23 protein-coding genes are annotated in these 26,967 nt (G+C 55.3%); 9 read left to right on the top strand and 14 right to left on the bottom strand.

Translation table 11 applies throughout. The annotated features are described in order from the left end of the window. Nucleotides 1–76: 76 nt before the first annotated feature. The 5 genes from TH25_RS18865 to TH25_RS18885 all read right to left on the bottom strand — a co-directional run bounded on the left by TH25_RS18865 (nucleotide 77) and on the right by TH25_RS18885 (nucleotide 6,201). A complete protein-coding gene (locus tag TH25_RS18865; RefSeq protein WP_114089843.1) occupies nucleotides 77–1,207 on the bottom strand; it encodes an ABC transporter ATP-binding protein in 1,131 nt (376 codons plus the stop codon). Nucleotides 1,208–1,240: 33 nt separating this feature from the next. Next, entirely contained in the window at nucleotides 1,241–2,872 is a 1,632-nt protein-coding gene (locus TH25_RS18870; protein WP_114089844.1) for an alpha-glucosidase, read from the bottom strand. Between the two features lie 121 nt (nucleotides 2,873–2,993). Continuing rightward, nucleotides 2,994–3,833: a carbohydrate ABC transporter permease gene (locus TH25_RS18875; RefSeq protein WP_114089845.1), complete on the bottom strand. Its 840-nt coding sequence runs from the start codon at nucleotides 3,831–3,833 to the stop codon at nucleotides 2,994–2,996. Between the two features lies 1 nt (nucleotide 3,834). Then, the gene (locus tag TH25_RS18880; RefSeq protein WP_114089846.1) at nucleotides 3,835–4,758 is read right to left on the bottom strand and encodes a carbohydrate ABC transporter permease; all 924 of its coding nucleotides are present in this window, start codon (nucleotides 4,756–4,758) and stop codon (nucleotides 3,835–3,837) included. Between the two features lie 168 nt (nucleotides 4,759–4,926). Then, nucleotides 4,927–6,201, bottom strand: a complete 1,275-nt coding sequence (locus TH25_RS18885) for an ABC transporter substrate-binding protein (protein WP_220151457.1) — start codon at nucleotides 6,199–6,201, stop codon at nucleotides 4,927–4,929. Between the two features lie 246 nt (nucleotides 6,202–6,447). Here TH25_RS18885 and TH25_RS18890 point away from each other — a divergent pair, with 246 nt between their 5' ends. The 3 genes from TH25_RS18890 to TH25_RS18895 all read left to right on the top strand — a co-directional run bounded on the left by TH25_RS18890 (nucleotide 6,448) and on the right by TH25_RS18895 (nucleotide 9,762). Further along, on the top strand, nucleotides 6,448–7,440 hold the full coding sequence (locus TH25_RS18890) for a helix-turn-helix transcriptional regulator (protein ID WP_181847706.1): 993 nt from the start codon (nucleotides 6,448–6,450) through the stop codon (nucleotides 7,438–7,440). A 317-nt stretch (nucleotides 7,441–7,757) separates the two neighbouring features. Continuing rightward, nucleotides 7,758–7,889 carry a hypothetical protein gene (locus TH25_RS25515; protein ID WP_256359936.1) on the top strand — a complete coding sequence of 44 codons (132 nt, stop codon included), beginning with the start codon at nucleotides 7,758–7,760 and terminating at the stop codon, nucleotides 7,887–7,889. Between the two features lie 583 nt (nucleotides 7,890–8,472). After that, entirely contained in the window at nucleotides 8,473–9,762 is a 1,290-nt protein-coding gene (locus TH25_RS18895; RefSeq protein ID WP_114089848.1) for a polyhydroxyalkanoate depolymerase, read from the top strand. 65 nt (nucleotides 9,763–9,827) lie between these two features. Here TH25_RS18895 and TH25_RS18900 read toward each other — a convergent pair whose 3' ends face one another. Then, nucleotides 9,828–10,217 (bottom strand): hypothetical protein, encoded by a 390-nt coding sequence (locus TH25_RS18900; protein ID WP_114089849.1) that lies wholly within the window; start codon nucleotides 10,215–10,217, stop codon nucleotides 9,828–9,830. A 127-nt stretch (nucleotides 10,218–10,344) separates the two neighbouring features. Between TH25_RS18900 and TH25_RS18905 the strand changes: the two genes are divergently transcribed. Further along, a complete protein-coding gene (locus tag TH25_RS18905) occupies nucleotides 10,345–11,103 on the top strand; it encodes an SDR family NAD(P)-dependent oxidoreductase (protein ID WP_114089850.1) in 759 nt (252 codons plus the stop codon). An 11-nt stretch (nucleotides 11,104–11,114) separates the two neighbouring features. Here the strand turns inward: TH25_RS18905 and TH25_RS18910 are convergent, their stop codons facing one another. The 4 genes from TH25_RS18910 to TH25_RS18925 form a co-directional block, all read right to left on the bottom strand. Then, nucleotides 11,115–11,744, bottom strand: coding sequence for an NUDIX domain-containing protein (locus TH25_RS18910; RefSeq protein ID WP_114089851.1), 630 nt, complete (start codon nucleotides 11,742–11,744; stop codon nucleotides 11,115–11,117). A 28-nt stretch (nucleotides 11,745–11,772) separates the two neighbouring features. Next, the gene (locus TH25_RS18915) at nucleotides 11,773–12,558 is read right to left on the bottom strand and encodes an alpha/beta fold hydrolase (protein ID WP_114089852.1); all 786 of its coding nucleotides are present in this window, start codon (nucleotides 12,556–12,558) and stop codon (nucleotides 11,773–11,775) included. Between the two features lie 164 nt (nucleotides 12,559–12,722). Then, nucleotides 12,723–12,884: an RSP_7527 family protein gene (locus tag TH25_RS25105; RefSeq protein WP_181847708.1), complete on the bottom strand. Its 162-nt coding sequence runs from the start codon at nucleotides 12,882–12,884 to the stop codon at nucleotides 12,723–12,725. A gap of 445 nt (nucleotides 12,885–13,329) precedes the next feature. After that, nucleotides 13,330–14,847, bottom strand: coding sequence for an NAD-dependent succinate-semialdehyde dehydrogenase (locus TH25_RS18925; protein ID WP_114089854.1), 1,518 nt, complete (start codon nucleotides 14,845–14,847; stop codon nucleotides 13,330–13,332). A gap of 168 nt (nucleotides 14,848–15,015) precedes the next feature. On the opposite strand from TH25_RS18925, the gene TH25_RS18930 reads away from it, so the two are divergent. Further along, a complete protein-coding gene (locus TH25_RS18930; protein ID WP_114089855.1) occupies nucleotides 15,016–15,477 on the top strand; it encodes a c-type cytochrome in 462 nt (153 codons plus the stop codon). A 105-nt stretch (nucleotides 15,478–15,582) separates the two neighbouring features. Here the strand turns inward: TH25_RS18930 and TH25_RS18935 are convergent, their stop codons facing one another. Then, nucleotides 15,583–16,287 (bottom strand): cytochrome b/b6 domain-containing protein, encoded by a 705-nt coding sequence (locus tag TH25_RS18935; RefSeq protein WP_114089856.1) that lies wholly within the window; start codon nucleotides 16,285–16,287, stop codon nucleotides 15,583–15,585. Nucleotides 16,288–16,550: 263 nt separating this feature from the next. Here TH25_RS18935 and TH25_RS18940 point away from each other — a divergent pair, with 263 nt between their 5' ends. From TH25_RS18940 to TH25_RS18955, 4 genes are all read left to right on the top strand, one after another. Beyond that, complete coding sequence (locus TH25_RS18940) at nucleotides 16,551–17,822, top strand: imelysin family protein (protein ID WP_114089857.1); 1,272 nt, start codon at nucleotides 16,551–16,553, stop codon at nucleotides 17,820–17,822. A 170-nt stretch (nucleotides 17,823–17,992) separates the two neighbouring features. Next, a complete protein-coding gene (locus TH25_RS18945) occupies nucleotides 17,993–19,495 on the top strand; it encodes a di-heme oxidoreductase family protein (protein ID WP_114089858.1) in 1,503 nt (500 codons plus the stop codon). Between the two features lie 8 nt (nucleotides 19,496–19,503). Beyond that, nucleotides 19,504–20,640, top strand: coding sequence for an imelysin family protein (locus TH25_RS18950; protein ID WP_114089859.1), 1,137 nt, complete (start codon nucleotides 19,504–19,506; stop codon nucleotides 20,638–20,640). Further along, entirely contained in the window at nucleotides 20,621–21,787 is a 1,167-nt protein-coding gene (locus tag TH25_RS18955; protein WP_114089860.1) for a DUF1513 domain-containing protein, read from the top strand. The genes TH25_RS18950 and TH25_RS18955 overlap by 20 nt, the downstream gene beginning before the upstream one ends. Nucleotides 21,788–22,193: 406 nt before the next feature. On the opposite strand, the gene TH25_RS18960 is transcribed toward TH25_RS18955, so the two are convergent. The 3 genes from TH25_RS18960 to TH25_RS18970 all read right to left on the bottom strand — a co-directional run bounded on the left by TH25_RS18960 (nucleotide 22,194) and on the right by TH25_RS18970 (nucleotide 26,956). Continuing rightward, entirely contained in the window at nucleotides 22,194–24,668 is a 2,475-nt protein-coding gene (locus TH25_RS18960) for a heavy metal translocating P-type ATPase (RefSeq protein WP_114089881.1), read from the bottom strand. Between the two features lie 160 nt (nucleotides 24,669–24,828). Next, nucleotides 24,829–25,326: an ArsR/SmtB family transcription factor gene (locus TH25_RS18965; RefSeq protein WP_258549225.1), complete on the bottom strand. Its 498-nt coding sequence runs from the start codon at nucleotides 25,324–25,326 to the stop codon at nucleotides 24,829–24,831. Between the two features lie 358 nt (nucleotides 25,327–25,684). Next, complete coding sequence (locus tag TH25_RS18970; protein WP_220151458.1) at nucleotides 25,685–26,956, bottom strand: MFS transporter; 1,272 nt, start codon at nucleotides 26,954–26,956, stop codon at nucleotides 25,685–25,687. Between the last annotated feature and the right edge of the window lie 11 nt (nucleotides 26,957–26,967).

Consider the following 26,967-nt stretch of genomic DNA (forward strand, 5'->3'; position numbering starts at 1 on the left):
CCGGAACCGTTTTTTGCGGTTCCGGCCGGCATGCGGTTGCACGAAAGTTTCCGTGCCCAGGGCATGTCAGGCCCTGTTAATTCAGTGTCATCTGCGCTTTTAACGGTGCATTATCCACCGCCAGCCGCCGTTTGGCCATATCCGCCCCGTCAAACACGTAACAATCCTGTTCTGCTGCCGCGACACCAACGGTTTCGCCGTTCTTGATCGCGGTATCCCCCGCAACCCTGACAACAAAAAGATCGTCCGATCCGGTGCGAACATAAACCAGGCCTGCTTCGCCCAGATGTTCGACCACTTCGACCGTTCCGGTAAACAGCGCCGTGTCCTGATCGGCAATGCTGCAATGTTCCGGTCTAATGCCCACTGTTACACGATCTGCCGGGGCAAGACCACTGCCATCAACGGGTAACGACACTTCTTTACCGGATTCCAGTTTAACCGTAACAGAATGTTGCGAAATCTGCGCAACATTAGCCGAAATAAAGTTCATTTTAGGCGAACCGATGAAACCGGCGACAAACAGATTTGCCGGGTAATGATACAACTCCAGCGGGGTGCCCACCTGTTCCACCCGGCCATCGCGCAACACCACAATTTTATCGGCCATTGTCATGGCCTCCACCTGATCATGCGTCACATAGATCATGGTGGTGTTCAATTTTTCATGAAGTTTGGCAAGCTCGATCCTCATCTGCACACGCAGGGCGGCATCCAGGTTTGACAGGGGTTCATCAAACAGAAACACGCGCGGCTTGCGCACAATCGCCCGGCCAATTGCCACGCGCTGGCGCTGCCCGCCCGAAAGCTCCTTGGGCTTGCGGTCCAGAAGGTTTTCCAGTTGCAGGGTTTTGGCCGCCGCCATCACCCGTGCCTTTTGTTCATCCTTGCTGTGTTTTGCCAAATCCAGGCCAAAGGCCATGTTTTCAAACACACTCATATGCGGATACAGCGCATAGGACTGAAACACCATCGCCACACCGCGTTCCTTGGGCGCGATGTCATTAACCACATCTCCGCCAATCGACAGCTCGCCATCGGTAATGTCTTCCAGCCCGGCAATCAGCCGCAAAAGCGTTGACTTGCCACAGCCCGACGGGCCGACAAACACGCAAAATTCGCCATCCCGAATATCAAGATCAACCCCGTGAATGGTTTCCACCGGCCCAAACCGTTTACGGACCTGCTTTAGAACCACATTTGCCATTGGTCTTCCTCCCACCTTTTGTTGTCAGGACCGTCAGATCGTTCCGAAATAAAAACCCCAGCCCGGCAAAGACAGGCTGTCACCCGAGACTGAACCGGTATTCAGCGGGCAATTTCCCTGTGATTTCCCCGGCAGCGTGATTGTCACCGGATCGGGCGTAACATTGAAAACACAGATTGTGCGGACAATGCCGGCCAGGCGGGTAAAGGCGATCACCGCATCATCGATATGCTCCAGCATTTCGATATCACCCTGGATGATTTCCGGGTGGGTTTTGCGCCATGCCAGCAGGTTTTTGTAGAAATTGCGCAGGGAATCAGGGTCTTCAACCTGGCTTGCCACCGACAGCGCACTATGTTCCTGCGGGACCGGCAACCAGGGCTGATCAGACGTGGTAAAACCACCATGCGCCACATTGGCATTGTGCCACGGCATCGGGGTGCGGCAGCCATCGCGCCCCTTGAATTCCGGCCACATTTCAATCCCGTAGGGGTCCTGCAGCAATTCATAGGGCACAATGGCCTCTTCCAGGCCCAGTTCCTCGCCCTGATAAATGCACGGCGTGCCACGCAAGGTGGTATAAAGGGCCGGGATCATGCGCAGGCGGGCATCATTGTCGCCGCCCTTATCCTTGCCCCAGCGCGAGGCAACCCGCACAAAATCGTGGTTGCTGACCGCCCAGCACGGCCAGCCATCGCCCAGTTCGCGAAACACATCCACCAGCATACCGCGTACAAGGCCAGCTTCCAGCGGACTTTCCAGAAGGTTGATGGTATAGGCCATATGCAGCTTGTCGCCACCGGCGGTATATTCCGCCATTGTCGCCAGCGAATTATCCGACCCGATTTCACCCACCGTCGTGCTGCCGGGATATTTATCCAGCACCGCACGCAGCTTTTTCAAAAACGCCAGGTTTTCCGGCCGGGTTTTATCATAAACGTGCATCTGGCGGGTATAGGGGTTTTCCTTGGGCGCGCCTTCGGGGCGGTGCGTGCCGGGCACCCAGGGCGGATTATCGCGCAGTTGTTTATCATGGACATAAAAATTGGCGGTATCCAGCCGGAAGCCATCCACCCCGCGCCGCAACCAGAATTCCACATCCTCAAGCAATTGCTGCTGAACATCGGGGTTGTGGAAGTTCAAATCCGGCTGGCTGACCAGAAAGTTGTGCATGTAATATTGCTGGCGGGTGGTATCGAATTTCCAGGCAGACCCGCCAAAAATCGACAGCCAGTTATTGGGCGGGGTGCCATCGGGCTTGGGATCGGCCCAGACATACCAGTCCGCTTTCGGATTATCGCGCGAGGAGCGGCTTTCGCGAAACCACGGATGCGCATCCGAACTGTGCGACAGCACCTGGTCAATTGTCACCCGCAGGCCCAGCGCATGGGCCTTTTCCAGCAGATGATCAAAATCATCGAGCGTGCCAAACATCGGGTCAACATCGCGGTAATTGGCAACGTCGTAGCCAAAATCCTTCATCGGCGAGGTAAAAAACGGCGAAAGCCAGATCCCGTCCACGCCAAGGTCGGCGATATAGTCCAGTTTCTGGGTAATCCCGGGTAAATCGCCAATGCCATCGCCATTGGAATCAAAAAAGCTGCGCGGATAAACCTGGTAAAGAACACCACCACGCCACCAGTCGAGATCGCCACCTAATGCCATCTTGGAACATCCTGAAATTTGTTTGTCGTCGTTTGCCGGTCGAAAAACACCGGACCCTGTCCTGTTTTCCGACCGGATATGATCATCACGGGTAAAAAGGCATCTTTTTGACGCCCGCGGCCTAGCCCTTCACGGCCCCCGCCGTCAGCCCCGAAACGATGCGGCGCTGGAAAATCAGCACCAGCACAATCAGCGGCAAAGTCACAATCACCGATGCCGCCATGATATTGCCCCAGGGCATTTCATGCTGGCTGGCCCCGGAAATAAGGGCAATGGCAACCGGCACGGTGCGTTTGTCGTCGGTCAGAGTAAAGGTCAGGGCAAACAGAAATTCATTCCACGCCGCAATAAAAGCCAAAAGCCCCGTTGTCACCATTGCCGGCCACATCACGGGCAAAAACACCCGGCGAATAATGATCCAGGGCGATGCCCCGTCCATCACGGCGGCTTCTTCCAGCTCGCGGGGCAATTCGCGCATAAAGGCGGTTAACACCCACACGGTAAATGGCAGGGTTAACATCATGTAAGAAATCGCCAAGCCAAACATGTTGTTATAAAGCCCGACACCCCGGATCAGTTCGAACATCCCCGACAGCACCGCCACCTGCGGAAACATCGAAACCGACAGAATGGTCAGTAACAGCAGGCCACGCCCGGCAAATTTCACCCGTGCCAGCGCATAGGATGCCGTGACCCCCAACAGCAGTGACAGGGCAACCACCATGAAGCTGACAAAGACCGAGTTGAAAATATTATGGCCAAAGGCCTGCCCCTTAAACACCGAGATATAATTTGCAAGCGTCACACTTTCGGGCAGGTAATTGACCTGAAACAGGCCGGAACCACTCTCAAACGAGGTCAGAATGGCATAGTAAAACGGGAAAACGGCAAACAGAACAATCACCGTCACCAACAGCCAGAACCCGGCCTTAGGCAATATTTTGCGCAATTTCGTGTTCATGTTAATGCCCTCCCTCGTCCAGGCGGACACGCCCGATCATGATATAGGCCATGATGCAAAAGGCGATTACGATAAACAAAAGGGTTGATGCCGCCGATCCATACCCGACTTCCTGAAAATCCACCAATTGCTGTCGGGCATAGACCGACATGGTGGTGGTTTGCGGGTTGTTGGGGGTTAATACGTAAATCACGTCAAACACACGCAGGGCATCAAGGGCACGGAAAATAACCGCCACCATCACGGCCGGTTTGATCAGGGGCAACGTTACCTTGAAAAACACCCGCACCGGGTGAATGCCATCCACCTTGGCGGCCTCGTAACAATCGCCGGGCAGCATTTGCAATGCAGCCAAAATCAGCAGAGCCATAAACGGCGTGGTTTTCCAGACATCCACCAGGATCACCGCACTCATGGCCCATTCGGGGCTGGATGTCCAGGCAATGGGCGTAGAGAGAATGCCCAGCTTCATCAGCATGTCGTTGATAATGCCAAACTGGTCATTGAGCATCCAGTTCCACATCCGCGCCGACACAATGGTGGGAATGGCCCAGGGAATAAGCACGGCAGCCCGCACCAGCGCACGGCCCCGGAAGTTCTGGTTTAAAACCAGGGCCACAATCATGCCCAGTGCCGTTTCCAGCGACACCGAAATCACACTGAAAAACAGCGTGTTCCACACGGCCTGCCACCAGGCGGGGTCGGTCAGAAGGCCATACGTTTCCCCGTCATAAACGGCATAGAAATTTTCAATGCCGATAAAATGATAGGTGGAAAGGTCCGACAGGCTGGCATCGGTAAAACCGAAATAAAACGTGCGAAGCAGCGGCCAACCCGCCACCGCCGCCAGAATAGCCAGCATCGGGGCGAGAAAAATCCACGCGGAACGCCGTCTGGCTCGCGTCAAAGACGAAGCTTGCGCCATGACAAATGCTCTTGGTTAAAAAGGCGCCCTGCCCGGCAGGGCTGCCTTTGGTGTGCCATCACCACAGGAATGGCCCGTGATCATTTCAAAGGACGGAAGAATGAATGCCTGGATGGCATGTTGCGCGCTTTTGCAATCTGCCGCGCAACATGACCATCCAAAATGCTGTTACCAGCCCGAACGCTTGGTCCGTTTAAGCTGGCGTTCCAGCCCGGAAAGCGCCTGATCAGCCGTTTGCACGCCCGAAAGGGTGGTATGCACCGCGTCCCAGAAATCGCTGGAAACCTTGTTATATTTGGTCCCTGTTGCCGTTGACGGGCGCGGCACCGCATGGGTGAAGGTTTCATAGAGATCGCCAAAGAACGGGTTGGCTGCCAAAACATCCTTATCTTTGTAAAGGGCGGCAATCGTCGGGTTATAGGCCCCTTCAATCGCCCGGCGTTTCTGTTCGTCATACGAGGTCAGATATTTGACCAGATCGGCGGCCAGTTCCGGGTTTTTGGAATATTTTGATACCGACAATTGCCAACCGCCCAGGGTGGCTGCGGACTGACCGTCTTCACCGCCCTTGGGCAGCGGGGCGACACCGACTTTCCCCTTCACCGGGCTGTCGGCGGAATTTGCCAGCGCCCAGGCATAGGGCCAGTTGCGCATGAAAACCGAATTGCCCGACTGGAAAACGCCCCGGGCCCCTTCCTCGTCATAGCCCAGCACCCCATCCGGCGCGATGGTGCCAATCCAGCCTGCCGCAGTTGTCAGGGCCTCTTTGGCCTTGTCATTATTAATGGAAATATCGCCGTTCGGCTCAACAATCGTACCACCACCATAGGAGGCGACCCATTCCAGCGCGTTACAGGTCAGCCCTTCATAGGCGCGGCCCTGGAACACATAGCCCCACATCTTGTCGTTGCCGTCCTTGCGTTCGCCTTCTTCAATCTTTTGCGCAGTCTGGGTTAATTGCGCCCAGGTTTCAGGAACTTTCTCGCCATATTTTTCCAGCAAATCCTTGCGGTAATACAAAACACCGGCATCGGTAAACCAGGGCATCGCCACCAGGCGGCCATCTACCGTGTTGTTGGCGATAATCGGCTGGAAATGTTCCTTGGCTTCATCGCCCATATATTTGTTCAAATCGACGAAATGATTGCCCAAAATACCCGGCCAAATCACGTCGATCTGGTAAATATCCACATCCGATGACCCGGCGGCCAGCATTTGCTGATAAACAGCCAGCCGTTCGGTCGAGGAATTGGGCGTTGAAATCACATCAACTTCGTTGCCGGTTTTTTTGGCCCAGGCATCAACACCTTCCTTGCACAGGGCCAGTTCCTGGCCAACCGCACCGCACGAAATGGCCAGCTTGGCCGCCTGTGCCGGAACCGCCATGACAAAAACCGCACCAGCCACACTGGCGCCTGCAAGCAACTTCTGGATCAGGGTCATTCAATCCTCCCTATTGATGGTTTTCGGTTTTCCCGGGCAGATTGCCTGTTATTGGCTTTGCCCTTATTGATCCGGATATTTTTGCGCAAACCGGTTCGGGGTGTTTCCGCCAGGCGGGGAATGTCTTTGTGTTTCCAGCAACACCCGATGCAAAAAGGATACGCCGCTTACGGCCTTTTCAAAGTGTCATATCCTTTAAAGGATGATACTATTCTGCAAAAGATCATCCAAAACCGGGAGAACCCAATGCGCATCATCCAGGAACGCATCACCAACCCAGAAGGATATTCGTGGGGATATTTCCACTATGTCTGGGATGATTTTCGCTGTAACTGGCACCAGCACCCGGAATACGAACTGACCCTGACCTTAAATGCCAAAGGCAGTCGCCTGATTGGCGATCACCGGCAGTCCTTTGACGGGGTGGATTTTGCGATGGTCGGCCCGAACCTGCCCCATTTGTGGGAATGTCAGCGCCTTTCAACCGACAAACAGATCGAGGTTTATGTTCTATGGCTTTCCCAGGAATGGGTGGAAAACCTGACCCGCGATTTTGTTGAATTTGCCGACCTGTATGCCCTGTTCGAGCAGGCAAGGCGCGGCCAGTCCTTCACGCCCGAGGCTGTGCAAAAAGTGCTGGCGATCGCACCGGAACTGGACGATGCCGCTCCGCGCAAACGCTTTATGCTGATTATCGAAATTCTTGAAATTCTGCTCAATGGCATTGACGGACCGCTGGCATCGGCATCCTTTGGCAATGATACAGCAGGAAATAGTGATTCGCTGCGTGTCGATCGGGCCATTGCCTTTATCCATGCCCATCATGCCGAACCCTTGCGGGTTTCAACCCTTGCCAATGTCGCAGGCGTCAGCGAAAGCAGCTTTTACCGGCTGTTTAAACGCTATACCGGGCGCAGCGTGGTGGAATATCTCAACGAATACCGCATTTCACGCGCCTGCGTGCAGCTATCGCGCACCGACTGGCCGATCTATCGCATTGCCGAATTTAACGGCTTTAGCAATCTGTCCAATTTCAATCGCCGTTTTCGCCAGTATCGCGGCAAATCGGCGCGGGATTATCGCGACAATATTCGCATTCACGGCCAGTTCCCGGATTATCCGCCCATGCCCGATGCCCGCATCGGTGCTGTTCCCGCCCGCCCGCTGCCCAGCGAAACCGACGGTGTTTCTTTTGGTCGCTGTGTCGGGCTAAAGGGTGTGCCCGCCGAGGTCGTTTAACCCGCAACCGCTTTTATCAGGGCTGCGGCTTTGAAGTGACCGACAGGGACGACCTTGATACCTGTTATATCTGGCATCCCCGGCCATCCGGGAAAGGCGACCTTCGCACATCCTGACCACAGGTAAAAAGCCCGAGTCTTTCGTCAAATGCGTTCTTATTGAGGCAGAACAAACAAGAACAAAGCAAAAACGAAATTTAAAAAATTCATTATAATCAATAATTTAATAGGAAATCGGTATTTTGTTCCGATTTTGTTCTTGATGGAACAAAATTAGAACAATACAGTGACTTCAGACAGATCAAGGAGGTCACAGCCATGATGAAACTGCTTCAGAATCCCCGTCGCCTTAACGATGTTTGCAGCACTGTCGCCGTTGTCGGCAGTACCGGATTTTTCCTTTTCGTTATTGCCCTGGGCATGGCCCAAACCCTTCGTGGTCTGATCTGACTTGACCTTCTTCAAGTTTTGAACGGGACGGCTTCCCATACCCGGCCCTGGACAACCCCGCACCCAGTCCCCGTCCAGTGTCGTTCCGCCCGTCCCGTTCAAATCCATACAACCGCGCAACTCGCACCGCTGTCCGTCCCCACGGCAGCGGTGTTTTTTTGCCATTTCTCTCACACGTATCGTGCACCTTTTTGTGTTTGCAGCGTTAACATAATAATTGTGGCATCTGTTTTCGCAACGCGTCAAAACGGCAAGCAGCCTGCCATCAGGGCCGAGTCACAATTTTAACGCCACCAGAAGCAAAGGGAGACAAACCGGAAAAAAGCAGATTAAAACTTATATTGCATTGCAACAACTTACGCCGCACTGCAAAAATTCACTCGACATCACGCCAAATATTCGTTTGAATCAGTGACAACAGCCGTAAATTCGTCATACGTTATGACCAATAACGTTTTGAATGACACCAATCCGAAACAAAACAATTGAATTGTGGCTGGCAAAACCACAACTGACATACAGGGATTGAACGGCCAGAATTTCCCGAAATTTTAATAACACCCTGGCCGGGGAGTGAGATTGAATGCTCTATAATTTTTATGAATTGCAACATGCAACCATAAGCCCTTGGCGCGTTGCCGCCGATCTGGGCAAAAAATGGATGCGCAACCCGGTCAATCCCTGGGCCTATACCCAGCCCGGTCGGGCGACGGCGGCGGCATTTGATGTCTTTACCCATATCACCAACCGTTATGGCAAACCGGAATTCGGCCTTGATACCACGCTGATTGCGGGTGAAGAGGTCCCCATCACCGAAGAGTTTGTCTATAGCGAACCCTTCTGTAACCTGTTGCATTTCAAGCGCGAAACGGCACATCTGGCACAACAGCCCGATGATCCGAAGGTATTGATTGTTGCCCCGCTTTCGGGTCATTTTTCAACGCTTCTGCGGGGCACGGTCGAAACCATGCTGCCCGATCACGATGTTTATATCACCGACTGGGTGGATGCGCGCAATGTGCCGGTGCATATGGGCCATTTCGATCTGGACAGCTATATCGACTATCTGATGCGGTTTTTACGCCATCTTGGCCCCAACACCCACATCATTGCCGTTTGCCAGCCTTCGGTACCGGTGATGGCGGCGGTCTCGCTGATGGCGGCGGGCGATGAACCCTGCCAGCCCGCCTCGATGACATTGATGGGCGGCCCGGTTGATACGCGCGAACACCCCACCGAAGTCAACAATTTTGCCAAGCAACACGAACTGGAATGGTTTGAACGCCATGTGATTTCGCATGTGCCCCTGCCCCATGCCGGGGTGATGCGCCGGGTTTATCCCGGCTTCATGCAGCTTGCCGGTTTCATGAGCATGAACTGGGACCGCCACCTTGCCGCCCACCACGACATGTTCACCCATCTGGTGGAAGGGGACGGCGAAAGTGCCGATGCCAAGCGCAAATTCTATCAGGAATATCTTGCCGTGATGGATATGAGCGCGGAATTCTACCTTCAGACCCTGAAGGTCGTGTTTCTTGAGCATCAATTGCCCAACGGCACCATGCGCTGGCAGGGCATCCCGGTTGAGCCATCGGCAATCACCAAAACCGCCCTGTTAACGGTGGAAGGCGAACGCGACGATATTACCGGCATGGGCCAAACCCGCGCGGCCCACAAACTGTGCAGCAACCTGCCCGATAATATGCGCATGCACTATTTGCAGCCCGGTGTCGGCCATTATGGCGTGTTTAACGGGCGGCGCTGGCGCGAACAGATCAGCCCGCGTGTCAAGGAATTCATCCGCCGTCACGACCATGAAGGCAAAGGGGCAAACAGCGCCCCTGCCAAAGTCACAACCGACGCCGCCGAATAAAATCACCACATCACAGCAAAAAGCCGCCCCTTCATCCGGGCGGCTTTTTTCATCATATAGGCGGCTTATGGAGCTTCTAGCGGCTGAACATTGCCCTGATCATTGCCCCCGCCATAGGTGCCATCATCGCGCGGATAAATCGCAACCGGGTGTAATGTGCTAACCAGATGCTGATACACGGCGGGCACAGAATCTTCCCAAATTTCAACCTGCCCGATAATGACGGGGTTCGCTGCCCCGTCAAGCAGCGCAATCGCCTGATCGATATTGGCCGTCGTCACCAGTTCATCCTCGGTGCCCATCAAAGTCAGGTGAACACCAATCACCTTGTCATCCTTGATCCCCATAATGCCGATGCAGGATGTGAATGTGGTGAACATGATCGGATCCGCCTTCCCCCACTGACGTTCCGCAATTTTGGTGGGATCATTCGCTTCGGTAAAGATATATGCCATTTTCGTCGCCTTTCATAACCCGTGTTAAGTCTTATTGCTCAACCGCCCCACGCAAAAGGGAACCAAACAGGATTTTGCGCCGTATCTTGTTTACGCAAATATCTGCATAATCCTGGCAGGAGGCCCCATGTCCGACAGCACAGCAACAGCCCCTTCGGTCAGCACGACTTCGCCCGTGAACCTTGACAGTTTCGCGCCTGGGTCCATTGCCGTGGTGATCGGTGCCAGTGGCGGTATTGGCCGGGCGTTTGTGCACCACCTGACCAATGCCAACCATTTCTCGCAGATAATTTCGCTCTCGCGCAGCGGCACACCGCCCCTTGATTTGCTGGATGAAACCAGCATTGCAAACTGTGCTAACAGCCTTTCGCACATGCAAGGCGATATCCGCCTGATCATTGATGCCACCGGCTTTTTACATGACGAAAACTTTCAACCCGAAAAAAGCTGGCGGCAGATCAACCCTGCCCATATGGCGCACAACTTCGCCATCAACGCCATTGGCCCGGCCTTGTTGATGAAGCATTTTCTACCCCTGCTGCCCAAAGAGGGCAAATCGGCCTTTGTCACCCTGTCGGCACGGGTGGGCAGCATTGGCGATAATCATATTGGCGGCTGGTATGGCTATCGCGCGGCCAAGGCGGCCCTAAACCAGATCGTCAAAACCATGTCGGTGGAGCTGGCACGCAAAAAACGCGATGCCCTGTGCCTTGCCCTGCATCCCGGCACGGTGGATACCGGGCTTTCCGCCCCCTTTGCCAAAAGCGGCCTGCCGGAGCAAACACCAAAACAGGCCACAGCCAATATGCTCAACGTGATCAACCGGCTCTCGCGGGATCAAAATGGCGGCTTCTATGCCTATGACGGCAGTGAAATCGAATATTGAGCGACGAACGATTACGGCGCGGCTGTATCAAACAGACAATGAAGCTGGGCATACTGGATCAGCATGATGGTCTTGGCATCGCGAATGCGACCATCGGCGATCATGGCAATCGCCTCCTCAAAGGGCGTTTCCAGCACGCTGATATCTTCGCCCTCGTCATATTTGCCGCCCCCTTCACCCTGCAAATGATCGCTGGTGATCTCGGCGACAAACAGGTACAGCCTTTCGGTGACCGATCCGGGGCTCATGAACACGTCAAACACTTCGCGGGGCTTGCCAATTTTATAACCGGTTTCTTCCTCGACCTCGGCAATGATGGCAGCATTGGGGGCACGGTCGTCCAACACACCGGCGGGAACCTCGATCAACATGCCGGTTTCGTTGCCATTGACAAAACTTGGCATCCGGAACTGGCGGGTCAGGATAATGCTGCGCGTGCGCCGGTTATACAGCAGGATGCCCGCGCCATTGCCCCGCTCATAGGCCTCGCGCGTCTGTTCCTGCCATTCGCCATCACGGCGTTTCAAGGCAAAGCGCACCCGATAAAGATGGTACCAGTTGTCCGACAGGCAATCGACGCCATCAAGACGAACATGATCGGCTTCAAACCGGGTCCAGGCTGCGGGGAAATCGTCGCTCATGGCAGGGCCTGTTCTGAATGTTAAAAGGTTAGCGGTTTAAAAACGCCGATAACGTCATCAAAACGGCATCGGGTTTTTCGGCATGGACCCAGTGCCCGGCATTTTTAATACTGGTAAAGGATGCCTTGGGAAACAGTGCCTTGATATCGTCGCGTCTTTCCATATCGACATAAGACGAATTCGCCCCGGCAATAAACAGGGTATCGCCCTGATATTGCGCGCCATCGTCATTATGCCAGCCGGTAATATCCTCCAGATGCGCGGCCATCGCATCAATATTGACCTGCCAGGACATTTTGCCGCTGTCTTTGTCCGTCACCACATTTTGCGCCAGAAACTGGCGAATGCCCTTTTCGGAAATTTCGCTTGCCAGGGCGTCTTCCACCTCGGCCCGCCGGGAAATGCTATCAAAATCCACCGCCCGCATGGCCTTGATATAACCGTTATAATCATGCTGATAGGGCAAGGGGGCAATATCCACCACCACCAGATCGGCAATCAAACCGGCATCGTCCGACAAGGCCAGCGTCATCGATGCCTTGCCCCCCATCGAATGACCAATCAGATGCACGGGGCCGTTATCAATATCGCGGATCAGTTCGGCAATGTCGGATGCCATTGCCAGGTACGTCATGTCCATATCCCAGCCAGAGCGCCCGTGATTGCGCAAGTCCGCCGTTACGACATGATATTTTTCAGCCAGACGCCGGGCAATCGCCGTCCAGTTGCGGGCCTGACCAAACAGGCCATGCAATATCACCAGCGTCCCATTTTCACGGTTTTCGTCGCCAAAGGCGTAATGCGCCAGTTTCATCGGACCTCCCGGATCAAAAGCATGAATTTGGCGCAGAATGGCGTGCCCTTGCGGCAAAGGCAAGCAGGGAAGTCCCAAAAGCAAAACACCCCTGCATCATAAGATACAAGGGTGTTTACAAATCAGTCGTCAGGTCGTTTCGTCGTCTGGAGGGCCGGGTCATATTATACGCCAGCGTGATGTCCACCATGCGGAACGCCCTTGTTGCCAAACAGGCTGGCAATCATGCGCACCAGTGCCAGGAAGCCCTTGCGCATGGTCTGTGCGCGCAGTTTTTCGGCTTCACGGTGCAACGCGACGAGATCATATCCTTCGTTACGACGCATGGCTTTATCCTTTCTAAGACAGGGGCGAAAATACCCCGATTGCGATATCGTTTTGTTCTGAACCCCATGTAGTTGAGAACGCGCCCAACAACGAGATCAGTTTTTTCAGCCCACCCATGTATTTCCTGCATAGGTTGACCTGGCTCAAACCCATTTTCGCCATGCAAATTTCCATTTTTGTCTCATGACAAATAAGACATTCATCTTGTTCATTATTTTTTGCGCGATAATCAGGCATCCCAAACAGGCCTTTCCCGCACTGACGGCAAACCTGCTGTATCCTTTGATACAAAAGAGATACAGGACAATCACAGTTTTGAAAAACACCCCATTTTCGGGGGTCAAAAAAGCCAATTTTTCACAATTCGCCAACAAATTGACCACGAATCGCAAAAAACAGAATCGCCGAAACGATCCTGTTTAATTTTGCATGGCTTTATAGACTTCAGGTAAGGGCAATATTGAGATATTTCACCTCAAGATATTCATCGAGCCCCCAATGCCCCCCTTCACGGCCATGCCCGCTTTCCTTGACACCACCAAACGGCGCCCCTTCATGGGATGTCGTACCATCATTGATGCCAACCACACCGGTTTGCAGGCGCTCGGCAATACGATGGATACGGCCAATATCGCGGCTGTAAAGATAGGAAGACAGCCCACCCCTGACACTGTTGGCAAGCGAGATGGCGTCGGCCTCGCTCTCGAACCGATAGATCGGCGCGACCGGGGCGAAAAGCTCTTCTTCAAAACAGTTTGCATCCGTCGGCAAATCGGTAATCACGGTTGGCCGCACAAAGTACCCCTCGGCGGGAATATCGGCCCCGTCGTGAAACACGCCGCCACGTCTTTTGGCATCACCCAACAGGCGCTCGACTTTTGCCACGGCCCGGCTGTTGATCAGCGGGCCAATCTCGCTTGTGGCGTCAAACCCGTTACCGACCTTCAAGGCCCGGGTCGCGGCAATAAATTTTTCGACAAACGCGTCATACACACCGCTTTGCACAAAAATGCGGTTGGCGCACACACAGGTTTGCCCGCTATTGCGGTATTTGGAAATCATCGCCCCAGCCACCGCATCGTCCAGCCGGGCATCATCCATCACAATAAAGGGTGCATTGCCGCCCAGTTCCATCGCGGTTTTTTTGACAGTATCGGCACATTGCACAATCAGGCGCTTGCCCACCGCAGTCGAGCCGGTAAAGGATAGCATCCTGACCCGAAAATCATCCGTCAGGGCCTGGGCAATCGGCACCGGATTCCCCGTTACCACATTAAACACACCTTTGGGGAAACCTGCCATTTCCGCCAGTTTGGCAACCGCCAGCGCACAAAGTGGTGTATCCTCGGCGGGTTTGACAACCACACTGCATCCAGCCGCCAGGGCGGGGGAGCATTTGCGCACCACCATTGTTAAGGGAAAATTCCACGGCGTAATTGCCGCCACCACGCCCACCGGCTGCTTTTGAATGACAACACGCCGGTCGGCCTGGTTTCCGGGCATGGTTTGCCCATAAGCGCGCCTTGCTTCCTCGCCATACCATTCGGCATAGGCGATCGCGCCAATCACCTCGCGCCTTGCCTGATCAATGGGTTTTCCCTGCTCGGCGGTAATCAGGCAGGCCAGATCCTCCAGATATTCTTCCATCAGATCGCGCCAGCGCCGCAAAACCGTCGCACGGGTTTTCGCCAGTTCACCCGCCCAGGCCGGGAAAGCATCGGATGCGGCATCAATCGCCCGGCGCGCTTCGCTGGTGCGCATAAAGGCGACATCGGCCAAAAGCTTGCCCGTGGCCGGATCAGTCACCTCTATCGTTTCGCCAGAATCGGCGCGACGCCACTCACCATTGATATAAGCCTTGTGCAACTCCCAGTCACGGATCAGGGCACGGGCACGGTCAAGTCCGGAAAGATGTGGGGCATTTCCCCGGACAGTCGCAGTATGTAAGCCGGTGGACGACATTCAGGCGTTTCCTTATCGCCAAATTTAGAACAATGCGGATGTCCTCACGGTGTTGTGATTCCATTATTTTGTCCGCTGCTGGGACACTAAGCCTTCACAGGACGTTCAGGCAATACTCCATAAAACAAGCAACACCTTTTCACCGTTCCGCAAGAGAGATTGAGAATAATGAAACGCTTTGTCAAAATCGCCCTTCTGACCGCGACGCTTGGTGTCTCCGCCGCTGCCGTGCCGGCACAGGCCGATGAGGCCGGAGACAATGCTGCCGTGCAAAGCCGCCAGCATATGATGGCTGGCCTCGGTGGTGCGATGGGCACGCTGGGCTGTTACATGAAAGGCGAATGCAACCTGCCCAAGGGAGTTGTCCATCTTCTGGCCGAAGGCATCGCCTATTCGGCGTCAACCGGCCATGACGTTTTCAAACCGGAAACACCTGCCGCAACCGAAAAAACCGAGGCCAAAGCCGACATCTGGGCCAATTGGGATGATTTTGCCGGTCATTTCCCCAAACTGGAAGAAAATGCCCTGAAGCTGGCCGACGTCGCGGGTGACAAAGCGGCAATGGGGCCGATCATGGCTGAAATGGGCAAATCCTGCAAAGGCTGCCACGACGATTACCGCAGCAAATAATTTAGTCCCGCATCAAACGGGGCTGACAGTCACAATGTCAGACAAAAGGCGGGATGCGATGGCATCCCGCCTTTATTTTCAGGCCCGGATCCGGATCACAAAAAATCAGCCCGCCCGTGCGAGCGTAATAATCCCGGCAACCACGGCACCACAAACAACCAATATCAAAACTCCCAACCAGGCTGATTTGAATTTGATCGTGGCAAACCGTGCCGCAATACTGGCAGGAACCTTGCGCGAGCCCGTAATCATCGGGCCAATCAGATTTTCGTTCTTCAGGAACAAATAACCGATTGCCGCCGTCACATGCAGGCCAACGGCGATATAAATCAGATTGATATTCACATGATGAATATAGTTCATGGTATCGGCAAAACCGGACGGCACATATTTAACCAGCGGCCCGTCAAAAAACAGAAACGTGTTTTCGCTGGCAAACAGCCCGGTAACGGCCTGCACCGCAACCAGCACAAGCAGCACAATCACCATCAAACCGCCCGCCGGATTATGCCCGGTATAGGCGAGTTCCTCCTCGCTGCCCTTGGGAAGTTTGCGCAAATAGGACAGGGCGGCAAACGGCCCTTTGACAAACGATTTGAACCGCGCATTTGAACTGCCAACAATACCCCAGACAATCCGGAACAAAACCAGCGTCAGAACCGTGTAACCGGCCAGCTCGTGAATATTGATGATGGCTTCCTGGTTGGTCCACCACGCCGTTGCAATGGCAACAACCAGCGCCCAGTGAAACAGGCGCACCGGAAAATCCCATTGCCTGATTTTGATCTTTTGTGCGTTCTCGCCGTGCATCCCGTGCCTCGTTACATTTATAGGGTCTTCTTAAATGGAACATCGGTTTCACGGGCCAAAATATCGACCCGTAATCTCCTATACCCCGTCTATCCATTTTGCCGCAACCGGCCGTGTTGCGCTGCACACGATTTGGTGACTATCGCAAATGCAGACGATTGTGATTTTCATACGCAATTGATTTGTTGAAAATCATTCTCACAAGCAGTAACAATATCACGGCGAGACGCTTGTTCTACACACAGGGACGGACAGATATTCCTATGAAATTTTCAAAAATCCTTGGCACAGCGGCCGTTATGGGGGTGCTTGGGGCACCGTTGGCCCATGCCGCGCCGGATGCCGAAGCCATCATGAAAAATTATGCCGACATCGCCCATGCGGGGTACAGCGATGCGGTATCGACGGCTAAAACGCTTGACGCTGCCATCGACGACCTGATTGCCAATCCATCGGAAGAAACCCTGAAAAAGGCGCGTGCCGCCTGGATTGCTTCGCGTCCATCCTATCAGCAGACCGAAGTTTACCGTTTCGGCAACCCGATTGTGGATGACTGGGAAGGCAAGGTTAATGCCTGGCCGCTGGATGAAGGGCTGATCGATTATGTCGATGGCGACCTTTATGGCAGCGAAAACGAAGAAAACCCGGCCTATACCGCCAATGTCATTGCCAACAAGGAACTGAAAATCGGCAGTGAAACCATTGATGCGTCCACTATTGATGCCGATCTTTTGGAAAAACTGCATGAACTTGACGGCGTTGAAGCCAACGTTGCCACGGGCTATCACGCCATTGAATTTCTGCTGTGGGGGCAGGATTTGAATGGAACCGGCCCGGGCGCTGGCGACCGCCCCTGGACCGACTATGCCAAGGGTGATGCCTGCACACATGGCAATTGCGACCGTCGCGGGGAATATCTCAAGGCCGCAAGCGACCTGCTGGTTTCGGACCTGACCTGGATGGCCGAACAGTGGGATGACGGGGGTGAAGCCCGCGAACATGTCATGGAAGGCAATGGTTCGGTCGGGCTGACCGCCGAAATTACCGGCATGGGTTCGCTTTCCTATGGCGAACTGGGCGGCGAGCGCACCAAGCTGGGCCTGCTTTTGCATGATCCGGAAGAAAGCCATGACTGCTTCTCGGACAATACCCACAATTCGCACTATTATGACGCGCTGGGTATCCAGAATGTCTATCTCGGCAAATATACCCGCACCGATGGCAGCGTTGTCGAGGGGCCGTCCCTGTCTGATCTGGTCGCCGCGAATGATGCCGATCTGGACAAGGAAATCAAAGCCAAGCTGGCCGCTTCGGTTGCGGCCGGTCAGGCAATGGTCGATCGCGCCAATAATGGCGAACATTTTGACCAGATGATTGCCGCTGGCAATGACGAAGGCAATGCGGCCGTGCAGAAATTTGTTGATGCCCTGGTCGATCAAACCAAATCGATCGAACGCATCGTTTCCGCTATCGGCCTTCAGGGCATCAGCTTTGAAGGATCGGACAGCCTTGACAATCCTTCTGCGGTGAACTGATCAGGCTTTGTCTGATTAACACGACAGATTGTCTGATCTGCCGCGCGGCGAGGGTTTTTCCTTCGCCGCGTTCTCCGTTTCCGGCCCTTTCGTTCGGGTATCGGCGCCAATGTGGCCCCTGCCCCAATCAACAGGCCGGTTTGGTTTTTCATGGCATAAAGTTTCCCGCAATGTTGCTGCCCCGTTTTTCCGCCTTTCGCCGCCGGTCTTTGCGTGCGTCCTGCCTTTCGATTTTGGTTCTGGGTGCTGGCCTGGGGTTAAACCTGCCCGCCTTTGCCAATTCCCCCTCACAGCCCGGTGCGCTGCCCGACGATGCCTATCCCGGTGGTACAACAACCTGGCTCAAAAAAACCGGCCGTTCCGCCTTTACCCATCCGTCGGCCAATATGGCCTTTGAAAAAAGGATGGATTTCAAACTGGGCGAGGCGCTTTTTCAACGCATGTGGGTCGCCGCCCCCACCAAAACCCACACCACCGACGGGCTGGGACCGCTTTACAACTCGCGCTCCTGTATTGGCTGTCATGTGCGCAATGGGCGCGGCCACGCACTGGATCCGCAAAACGATACGGACCGTGCTTCTGTTGCCATGCTGCTTCGGCTGTCCATCCCGCCCCAAAATGAAACCGACCGTGCCCATCTTGCCAGTGGCAGGGTCAATTCCATTCCCGACCCCGTCTATGGCAACCAGTTTCAGGAACTGTCGGTTCCCGGCATCCCGGCCGAGGGGCGCGTTCTGGTAACATATCAGGACCAGACCATTAGGTTGGCGGACGGCGAAACCATCACTTTGCGCAAACCCGACTACGCGTTTGATGAACTGGCCTATGGCCCGCTGCATGACGGATTGATGATTTCACCGCGCATTGCCCCGCAACTGATCGGCCTTGGCCTGCTCGAAGCCATCCCCGAAGATATGATCACCGCGCAGGCCGACCCGGATGACGCCAATGGCGATGGCATTTCAGGCAAGGCAAACCGGGTGTGGAATATTGCGACACAAAAGGTCGATCTGGGCCGGTTTGGCTGGAAGGCGGGCATGCCCACCCTGGACCAGCAAAACCAGAATGCCATGCAGTTCGACGTTGGCCTGTCCACCCCCCTCTATCCCGAGGGTGCGGGTGATTGCACCCCGGCACAAACCCTGTGCCGTGCTGCGCCAAACGGCAACGATCCGCAATATGACAACCTTGAAGCCCACGGCACGATTACCGACCTGATCCTGTATTATACGCGCCATTTGGCCCCACCGATGCGCGCCAATGCCAATGCCCCCGATATTCTGGCAGGCCGGCAGGTCTTTAACGATATTGGCTGTGCAAGCTGTCATCGCGCCAGCTATCAGCTTCCGGTCAACGATCAGCAGCCGGAGCTTTCCGGGCAGTTGATCTGGCCTTATAGCGACCTGTTGTTGCATGATATGGGCGACGGCCTGGCCGACCACCGCCCCGAAGCCCTGGCAACTGGTTCGGAATGGCGCACCCCGCCCCTGTGGGGTCTGGGACGGACAAAGGAAATTGATTCCCGCGCCGGTTTCCTGCATGACGGACGGGCCAATACCATTCTCGAAGCCGTTTTATGGCATGGCGGCGAAGCGCAAAACGCGCGCGATGCCGTCATTGCCCTGCCGAAAACCGACCGCAACAAACTGATCACATTTTTAAAATCGCTTTAGGGGGTATCATGCCGCTTTTGAAAACCGGGCCGCGCCGGGTGCTCGCCGGGATGATCGTGACCATCACCACCGGGCTTCTGGCCGCACCACCCGCGCAAGCCGACCTGCCCGATGAACAGTATCACGATGTTATTGTGCATCTGCTCTCCAACGTGATGCCCCCGCAGCTTGATGCCCTGCATACGGCAACGTCGTCGCTGGCTGACGACATGCCGGCATTTTGCAAAAAACCGGACCAAAGCGGGCTGGATAAAATGCGCGAGGGTTTTCATACCGCGATGGATCGCTGGCAGGAAGTCCAGCCCTGGCGGATGGGCCCGATGATGGCCGAAGGTCGCGACCAGTTGATTGAATACTGGCCCGACAAACACGGCACTGCAGCCCGCCAGTTCCGCTTATTGCTGCGCAACAAGCCGCCGCTTTATACCAACCCGGAAAAAATCGGCGAGGCCAGTGCCGCCCTGCAGGGTTTTCCCGCCCTTGAGGAAGTCTTGTTCAACCCGAAGCTGGCAGACGAAATTCTGGCTGCCAGCAAGGACGGGGCCTATCTGTGCCAGTATGGCGTGGCGATTTCGGCCAATCTGGAAAAACTGACCGGCGAACTGGTGGCCGAATGGCCCGCCTTTGCCGATGCCATGATGAATGCCGGGCCCAAAAGCATGGATTACCCGACATCCAAATTTGCCGCGACCGACCTTTACCGTGCCCTGCATGAAGGCATGTTAATTATTATCAGCCAGAAACTGGCCCGTCCGCTGGGCGAAGGGCCGGATGATGCCAATGCCAAACGCGCCGAAAGCTGGCGTTCGGAACGGTCACTGCGCAATATTTCCCATAACCTGAAATCGCTTTTTGCCATTTATGATGGCGAACTGAACGGGGCCGGGGAAAGCGGCAAGGGCATGGTCGCCCTGATCGGGGCGGATAGCCTGCTGGATAAATCCTTCCGGCTGAACTGGCAGCAAATTCGCGACGCCAGCAACGCCCTGCCCGATTCAATGGTGGCGGTTTTGGCCAAACCCGACGGGTATGAGAAAATTCAGGATCTGGAAAACCAGGTTGCCTACGGGGTGATGCTGGTTGAAAACGACATTGGCGGCCACACCGAACTGGGAGGAGGTTTCAATGCCCTTGACGGAGACTGATTTCAATTTCGGGCGCCGCGATGTTTTGCGCCTGATCGGCCTTGGTGGGGCCATTACCTTCCTGCCTGCCGGGTTTGCCCGTGCGGCGGCCGATGTTACAGCCCCCGAAGACCGCGCGGTTTATATCAGCGCCAGTGCAGGTAATCATGACGATTTTTACGTCAGCGCGTTTAATGCCACGGGCAAAATTTTGTATGAGCAACCACTGCCGGGCCGGGGACATGATATTGGCCTGCGCCCCAACCATGTCGATGTTGCCGCGGTTGAACGCCGCCCGGGCCTTTATGCCCTGATCCTCAACCGTCATACAGGCGAGGTCCGCGCCACCTTAAAAAGCCCCGAAGACCGGCGGTTTTATGGTCATTCGATTTATTCAAATGACGGCCGTTACCTCTATATCACCGAAAATGATTTTGAAAATGCCCGTGGGGTTGTTTCGGTGTGGGATGCGCAAAACGGGTACAAACGGGTTGCCGAATTTGACAGCTATGGCATGGGGCCGCACGAACTGCATTTGCTGCCCGACGGCGAAAGCATTGCCATTGCCAATGGCGGCCTTAAAACCCATCCCGATTTTGACGGCAGAACGCCGCTGAATATCGATACAATGGCCCCGAACCTGACGGTGATTGACCGCAAAACCGGTGAAAAACTGTATCAAACCCGGCTAAAAGACGACTGGCACAAACTTTCCATCCGCCATATCGATGTCGCACGCGACGGCACCATTGCCACCGGTTTTCAATATCATGGCGGGTTAAATGACGAAGTGCCGCTGGTTGGCGTTTGGAAACCCGGCAAAACCGACCTTCACGCCCTGGAAGCGCCCGACAACGTGCAATACCGCATGCGCCAATATTGCGGCAGTGTGCGGTTTGACGCGTCTGGCTCGGTCTTTGCCATTTCCTGTCCGCGCGGGGGTGTAATCACCTTTTGGGATGCACACAACCACACATTCCTGACCAACATTGCCGCCCCCGATGGCTGTGGCCTGGCCGCGACCGACCGCAAGGGCGAATTTGTCGGCACCAGCGGGCTAGGCGATGGCTGGCGCATGGATGCCCTGAACCGCAAACGCGAAGAGCTTCCCGACGATTCGCTTAAATCGCTCAAATGGGACAACCATTTGCGGCGCATTGCCATCTGACCGGTGAAAAGCTTTGTCTTGCAAAAAGGTCGCGATGAAAGTTGCGGCCTTTTATTTTTCCAAAAAATGATATTTATATCAACAACTTAAAATCAATCCATTCCTACTGGATCAAGGCAGTCACGTCAGGGGACAAAGCAATCCAAATTTTTTCTGCAATTGATAACGATTTTCACTTGCGTCCAGCAATCGGCTTGCGTATAAACACTCCAGACACAGCCCGCGAATGAAACCGATTCGCATTTGTCCCCAAAAAGGCTTGTCCTGTCCTGCGGGTCCTCTCTCCCCGCAGGCCTCTCAAGGTGGAACAGTGGCGGTAACCGATGCGGGAAACGGTTGCCGCCACTTCCGTTTTTACCGCATCAAAAAGATACCCGGATCATCGCCCAAACCTGCAAATGCACAGTCAGCTTTCCTTGCGGCCCCATAACAGACGCAGGGAATTAAGCGTTACCAGCACGGTGGCCCCGGTATCGGCCAAAACGGCAACCCACAGGCCGGTCATGCCCAAAATACTGGTGATCAGAAATATCCCCTTCAGGCCCAATGCCAGACCAATATTTTCGCGAATCACCCGCCGAGCCTGCCGCGACAATTTGACCAAAACGGCAACATCGGTAAGGCGGGATTTAACGATCACTGCATCGGCGGCCTCAAGGGCAATATCAGTCCCGCCGCCAATGGCAATACCAATATCGGCCGCCTTCAAGGCCGGGGCATCATTAATGCCATCACCCACCATTGCCACGGTTGTGCGCCTGTCATCTGTCTGCCCGTCCGTGCCCAGCTCCTTTAGGGCATTCAATTTATCCTCCGGCAGCAATTCGGCACGATAGGACATGCCAAGATCGGCCGCCAGGCGTTGTGCCACCCGTTTGGCATCGCCCGTCAGCATCACCGGGTCTACACCCAGTTTGTTCAGCATTTCAAGGCCCTTGCGGGCATCTTCGCGCGGCACATCGCGCAGGGCCAGGGCACCAATCACAATATCATCGCGTATCACGGCAATGGCGGTGCTGCCCTCGTCCTCCTCACGATTCATCCAGTCGGTTACGGCATCATCACAGTCAATTTTCAGCCGTTTGGGCGCACCAACCTGATAATACGCACCCTCCACCCGGCCTTCCACCCCTGCCCCGGCAATGGTGCGGCCATCGGCAAGCTCTGGCAGCGTCAGGTTACGTTCCTCCGCCGCACTAACCACGGCGCGCGCCAGCGGGTGAGAGGTAACATTTTCCAGTGCCGCGGCAATCGCCAAGACCTCATCTTCCGTTTGCGCACCAAAGGTGGCGATGCCGACCAGGGCGGGTTTGCCCGCCGTCAGGGTGCCGGTTTTATCAAAGGCGATTTTACGCACCGCGCCAATGGTTTCCAACGCCGCCCCGCCCTTGACCAACAGGCCAATGCGGGCCGCCCGCGCCAGCGCCGATGTCACCGCCGCCGGGGTGGAAATAACCAGCGCACAGGGGCAACCAATCAACAGCAGAGCCAGGCCACGGTAAATCCATTCCTGCCAAGCCAGCCCGAACAGTAATGGCGGCACAAGAACCGTGAGGGCCGCCATACCCATAATGATGGGCGTATAAATGCGGGCAAAACGGGCGACAAAACGCTCCACCGGGGCTTTGTGTTTTTCGCTTTCCTCGACCAGTTGAATAACCCGGTCCAGCATGGTCTGCCCCGCTGCGCGGGTAACTTTCACCTCAATCGGGCGGTCGGTAACAATGGCCCCGGCAAAGACCTCGCTGCCTTCCTCGCACGCCACAGGCACGGATTCACCGGTAAGATGACTATTATCAATATCGGCCTGCCCGCGTGACAGCACCCCATCGGCGGGAATGCGCTCTCCGGGCCGGACCTCGACACTGTCATCCACCGCCAATGCCGAAGGATGCACTTCCTGGCGCGTGCCATCCGATGCAATCCGACGCGCTTTTTCCGGCGATAATTTTAACAGCGATTTCACCCCGTTGCGGGCCTGCCCGGCGGCCACCCCTTCCAGGCTTTCGCCAATGGCAAATAATAGCACGACCATGCCTGCCTCCAGCGGGTCGCCAATGGCAACGGCCCCGATCACGGCAACCGACATTAAAAATTCAATCGAAAACAGCGCCCCGTTCAAGGCCAATTGCAAGGCCCGCTTCATCACCGGCAAGGCGGCCAATATCGCCCCTGCCGACAGGGCATATGGCTCGGCAACTGGCACAAAGGCCCCAACCGCCCAGCCCATCAGCAGGCAAATCGCCGCCCAGGCAATTTCGTCCCCGGCCTGCGGCCAGGGCGCAAAACGGCGCATCAGCGGCAGGCCACCACCGTGACTGTGGGGCAAACCATGCGCATGATCGTGGGAGGCATTGTTATAAGAAGCATGATCATCGCCAGCAGCATCATGGTCCGATGCAGTAGCATCCGCATCACCACACCCACCGCAGCAGGCAGACTTGCCCTGTGCCGCACCGCGCCCGTCATGTTCGGTCGCGCGATAGCCCAATTTCCCCAGAGTTTTGGATATATCCTCGCGGGTTTGCGGCCGGTCATTCTGCAAACCGAGCATCACGGTTTCGCGCATCATCGAAACATCAACACAATCCACTTCTTCACGCCGTTGCAGGGCCTTTTCGATTTTGGCAACGCAGGAGCCACAATCCATCCCGGCCACAGCCCAGTGGCGATGATGAATGGCCGTATTGCGGGCACGCAGGCTGTTTTCAACCTGTTCGCGTACCCCCGCACCCGTTTCACCGGCAATATGAAGTTCACGCTCGCTGGCCTCAATTTCGTGGTCGGCAAGGTCCTTGCGCAATCCCTGCACCACAAAATCACGGCAGCGGGAGCACGCTTCCAGCTCTGCATAATCGCGCCAATTGATGGTCAGCGACATTTTGCGCCTCGCAACATTCAAATTAAAATTCATATGTAATATACAAATAACAATTCATATGTCTGAGTCAAGTCACATTCAAACGACCATTTGAATGTTTGATCAAACCACGGACATTTTGATGTTACACAAGGCCGGAAATCAGGACAGGAAGACAGGTTTAATCGTGGGTGACGTGGGCAAAAACGTCCTGCACAACACCGGAAATATGGTCATCATCAATGGTGTAAAAAATATGCCGTCCGTGCCGTTCGGAGGCCAGAATGCGCTGGTCACGCAAATGCCGCAAATGATGGCTGGTCAGCGACTGTGACATACCGGCGGCCTCGGCCAGTTCGCTAACGGTTTGCGGGCGTTCCATGCAACGCAGCACCAGTTGCAGGCGGCCTGCATCCCCCAACAGGGCAAAAATACGCGCCGCCGCCTCAATATCAGGCAATGACAGTTTTTGACCAATCACACTGGAGGCATCGCGCAATACCGCCGCGCCCTGCGACGGGCTCAGGCCCAAACGCTTTGCCACATCCGGGTCATCGGTCTGTTGATGCGCGTCGCTGCCGGGGGATTGTGCATCACCTTCGGGGCGGCCTTCGCGCCTTGCATCATCATCCTGTAACGGTGCGGTCATCTGCCTGTGTGCATTTTTGCTGTTTGCCATGACCCTTATTTTCCACGTATGACGGCGCAAAACAAGGCATGTTATAAAATTCGCTTTTCCACCATCGCGATAACGTGATCATCGCCAACGCCCCACAGCCACGGTTTTGGCGGACCAAACCTGGCATGATATATATGATATATAAGTCGCGTGCTGCAAAGGATGCCCAAATTGCCCCACCGCATTGCCAGGTTTGCCTGCACATTATTGCTGATAACAGCCCTCCCCCCAATGCTGGCGGGCTGTAGCGGCATTGACTGGCAAGCCAGCATTAAACAGACCCTGTCAAATGCCTGCGAAGCATCACGCCATTGTGGCAGCAATGGTATCCCGCAGGCGGATTAGAAAGCAGGATGCCTTAATCATTGCCGGGCAGTTCCAGCGGCCGGACATATTCACCCAAATAATACAGCAGCCCCAGGGCCGGGAACATCATGCCAATAGCTGTTGCCCACATCCAGCCTCCATGCGCATAGGCCCAGCCCCCAACGGCCGAGCCCACCGCCCCGGCGGCAAAAAAGGTCGCCATATACACACCATTAATACGGTTGCGATAGGCAGCGCCGAGCGAGAAAATCGCCCGCTGCCCCAGCACCATGTTACAGGTCAGACCAAAATCGAGGATCACCGCCCCGGCCACCAGCACCACCAGGGAAAAGCTGCTGCCCATTGTGCCCAGATGTGTGAGCATCAGGGCACAGGGCACCGATGCCATTGCAATTGCCGTTGCCGGACGGATCCAGCCGCGATCGGCCATGCGCCCGCCAATGGGCGCGGCAATGGCCCCGGCCGCCCCGGCCAGGGCGAACAGGGCGATATCCCCTTGCGACATGTTAAAATCCGGCCCGGCCAGCAACAGGGGCACCGTCGTCCAGAACAGGCTGAAAGCTGCAAACAAAGAGGCCTGATACAGGGCCCGACGCCGCAAAACGCGGCTTGATACCATCAGTGCCGCCATACTGCGCAGCAGGTCAAAATAATGCGTGCGCGCCGTCGGGCGCCGAACCGGCAACACCAGCCGCACGGCCACAATCAACACAACCATGATGATGGCAGAGGCAAAAAATACCACCCGCCATTCTGTCAGTTCGGTCATAAAACTGGCAACCGGACGCGAGAGCATAATGCCGACCATAAGCCCGCTCATGACATTGCCGACGACCCGGCCCCGGTTGGCGTCACTGGCAAGATGGGCTGCCAAAGGTACGAGAATTTGCACCGCAACCGAGCCGATACCGACAAGCAGCGCGGATGCCAAAAACATAACGGGCGATGTTGCCACCCCCGAGACCAGCATTGCCAGCCCGCCCAATGCAATCACCGTCATGATCAGACGGCGGTTTTCAAAAAGGTCGCCCAGCGGCACGATCAGCAAAAGACCGATGCCATAGCCAACCTGGGTCATGGTCACAATCAGCCCTGCCGCCTGTTTGGACAAACCCAGTTCCGTACTAATCGGCCCGACCAGGGGCTGGGAATAATACAGATTGGCAACAATCAGCCCACAGGCGGTTGCCAGAAAAAAAATCAGCCAGCCCGATACCGGTTTTGCGCCCGGCGAGGCGGTTGGGGCAGAGGACACAGGGGACATATCGGGGGCATCGCCCCGCGAGACGGACGGGCTGGACATTGCATGGCTCC

The sequence above is a fragment of the Thalassospira profundimaris genome, from assembly GCF_003326755.1.
GTDB lineage: Bacteria > Pseudomonadota > Alphaproteobacteria > Rhodospirillales > Thalassospiraceae > Thalassospira > Thalassospira profundimaris_B.

Bases quoted from the DNA above. Each gene is read 5' to 3' on its own strand.
- TH25_RS18905 (WP_114089850.1), top strand. From the start codon at position 10,345: ATGTCCGACAGCACAGCAACAGCCCCTTCGGTCAGCACGACTTCGCCC.
- TH25_RS18965 (WP_258549225.1), bottom strand. From the start codon at position 25,326: ATGGCAAACAGCAAAAATGCACACAGGCAGATGACCGCACCGTTACAG.
- TH25_RS18900 (WP_114089849.1), bottom strand. From the start codon at position 10,217: ATGGCATATATCTTTACCGAAGCGAATGATCCCACCAAAATTGCGGAA.
- TH25_RS18945 (WP_114089858.1), top strand. From the start codon at position 17,993: ATGTTGCTGCCCCGTTTTTCCGCCTTTCGCCGCCGGTCTTTGCGTGCG.
- TH25_RS18960 (WP_114089881.1), bottom strand. From the start codon at position 24,668: ATGTCGCTGACCATCAATTGGCGCGATTATGCAGAGCTGGAAGCGTGC.
- TH25_RS18880 (WP_114089846.1), bottom strand. From the start codon at position 4,758: ATGGCGCAAGCTTCGTCTTTGACGCGAGCCAGACGGCGTTCCGCGTGG.
- TH25_RS18875 (WP_114089845.1), bottom strand. From the start codon at position 3,833: ATGAACACGAAATTGCGCAAAATATTGCCTAAGGCCGGGTTCTGGCTG.
- TH25_RS18870 (WP_114089844.1), bottom strand. From the start codon at position 2,872: ATGGCATTAGGTGGCGATCTCGACTGGTGGCGTGGTGGTGTTCTTTAC.
- TH25_RS18915 (WP_114089852.1), bottom strand. From the start codon at position 12,558: ATGAAACTGGCGCATTACGCCTTTGGCGACGAAAACCGTGAAAATGGG.
- TH25_RS18930 (WP_114089855.1), top strand. From the start codon at position 15,016: ATGAAACGCTTTGTCAAAATCGCCCTTCTGACCGCGACGCTTGGTGTC.
- TH25_RS25515 (WP_256359936.1), top strand. From the start codon at position 7,758: ATGATGAAACTGCTTCAGAATCCCCGTCGCCTTAACGATGTTTGCAGC.
- TH25_RS18895 (WP_114089848.1), top strand. From the start codon at position 8,473: ATGCTCTATAATTTTTATGAATTGCAACATGCAACCATAAGCCCTTGG.
- TH25_RS18865 (WP_114089843.1), bottom strand. From the start codon at position 1,207: ATGGCAAATGTGGTTCTAAAGCAGGTCCGTAAACGGTTTGGGCCGGTG.
- TH25_RS18890 (WP_181847706.1), top strand. From the start codon at position 6,448: ATGCGCATCATCCAGGAACGCATCACCAACCCAGAAGGATATTCGTGG.
- TH25_RS18885 (WP_220151457.1), bottom strand. From the start codon at position 6,201: ATGACCCTGATCCAGAAGTTGCTTGCAGGCGCCAGTGTGGCTGGTGCG.
- TH25_RS25105 (WP_181847708.1), bottom strand. From the start codon at position 12,884: ATGCGTCGTAACGAAGGATATGATCTCGTCGCGTTGCACCGTGAAGCC.
- TH25_RS18955 (WP_114089860.1), top strand. From the start codon at position 20,621: ATGCCCTTGACGGAGACTGATTTCAATTTCGGGCGCCGCGATGTTTTG.
- TH25_RS18925 (WP_114089854.1), bottom strand. From the start codon at position 14,847: ATGTCGTCCACCGGCTTACATACTGCGACTGTCCGGGGAAATGCCCCA.
- TH25_RS18935 (WP_114089856.1), bottom strand. From the start codon at position 16,287: ATGCACGGCGAGAACGCACAAAAGATCAAAATCAGGCAATGGGATTTT.
- TH25_RS18910 (WP_114089851.1), bottom strand. From the start codon at position 11,744: ATGAGCGACGATTTCCCCGCAGCCTGGACCCGGTTTGAAGCCGATCAT.
- TH25_RS18970 (WP_220151458.1), bottom strand. From the start codon at position 26,956: ATGTCCAGCCCGTCCGTCTCGCGGGGCGATGCCCCCGATATGTCCCCT.
- TH25_RS18940 (WP_114089857.1), top strand. From the start codon at position 16,551: ATGAAATTTTCAAAAATCCTTGGCACAGCGGCCGTTATGGGGGTGCTT.
- TH25_RS18950 (WP_114089859.1), top strand. From the start codon at position 19,504: ATGCCGCTTTTGAAAACCGGGCCGCGCCGGGTGCTCGCCGGGATGATC.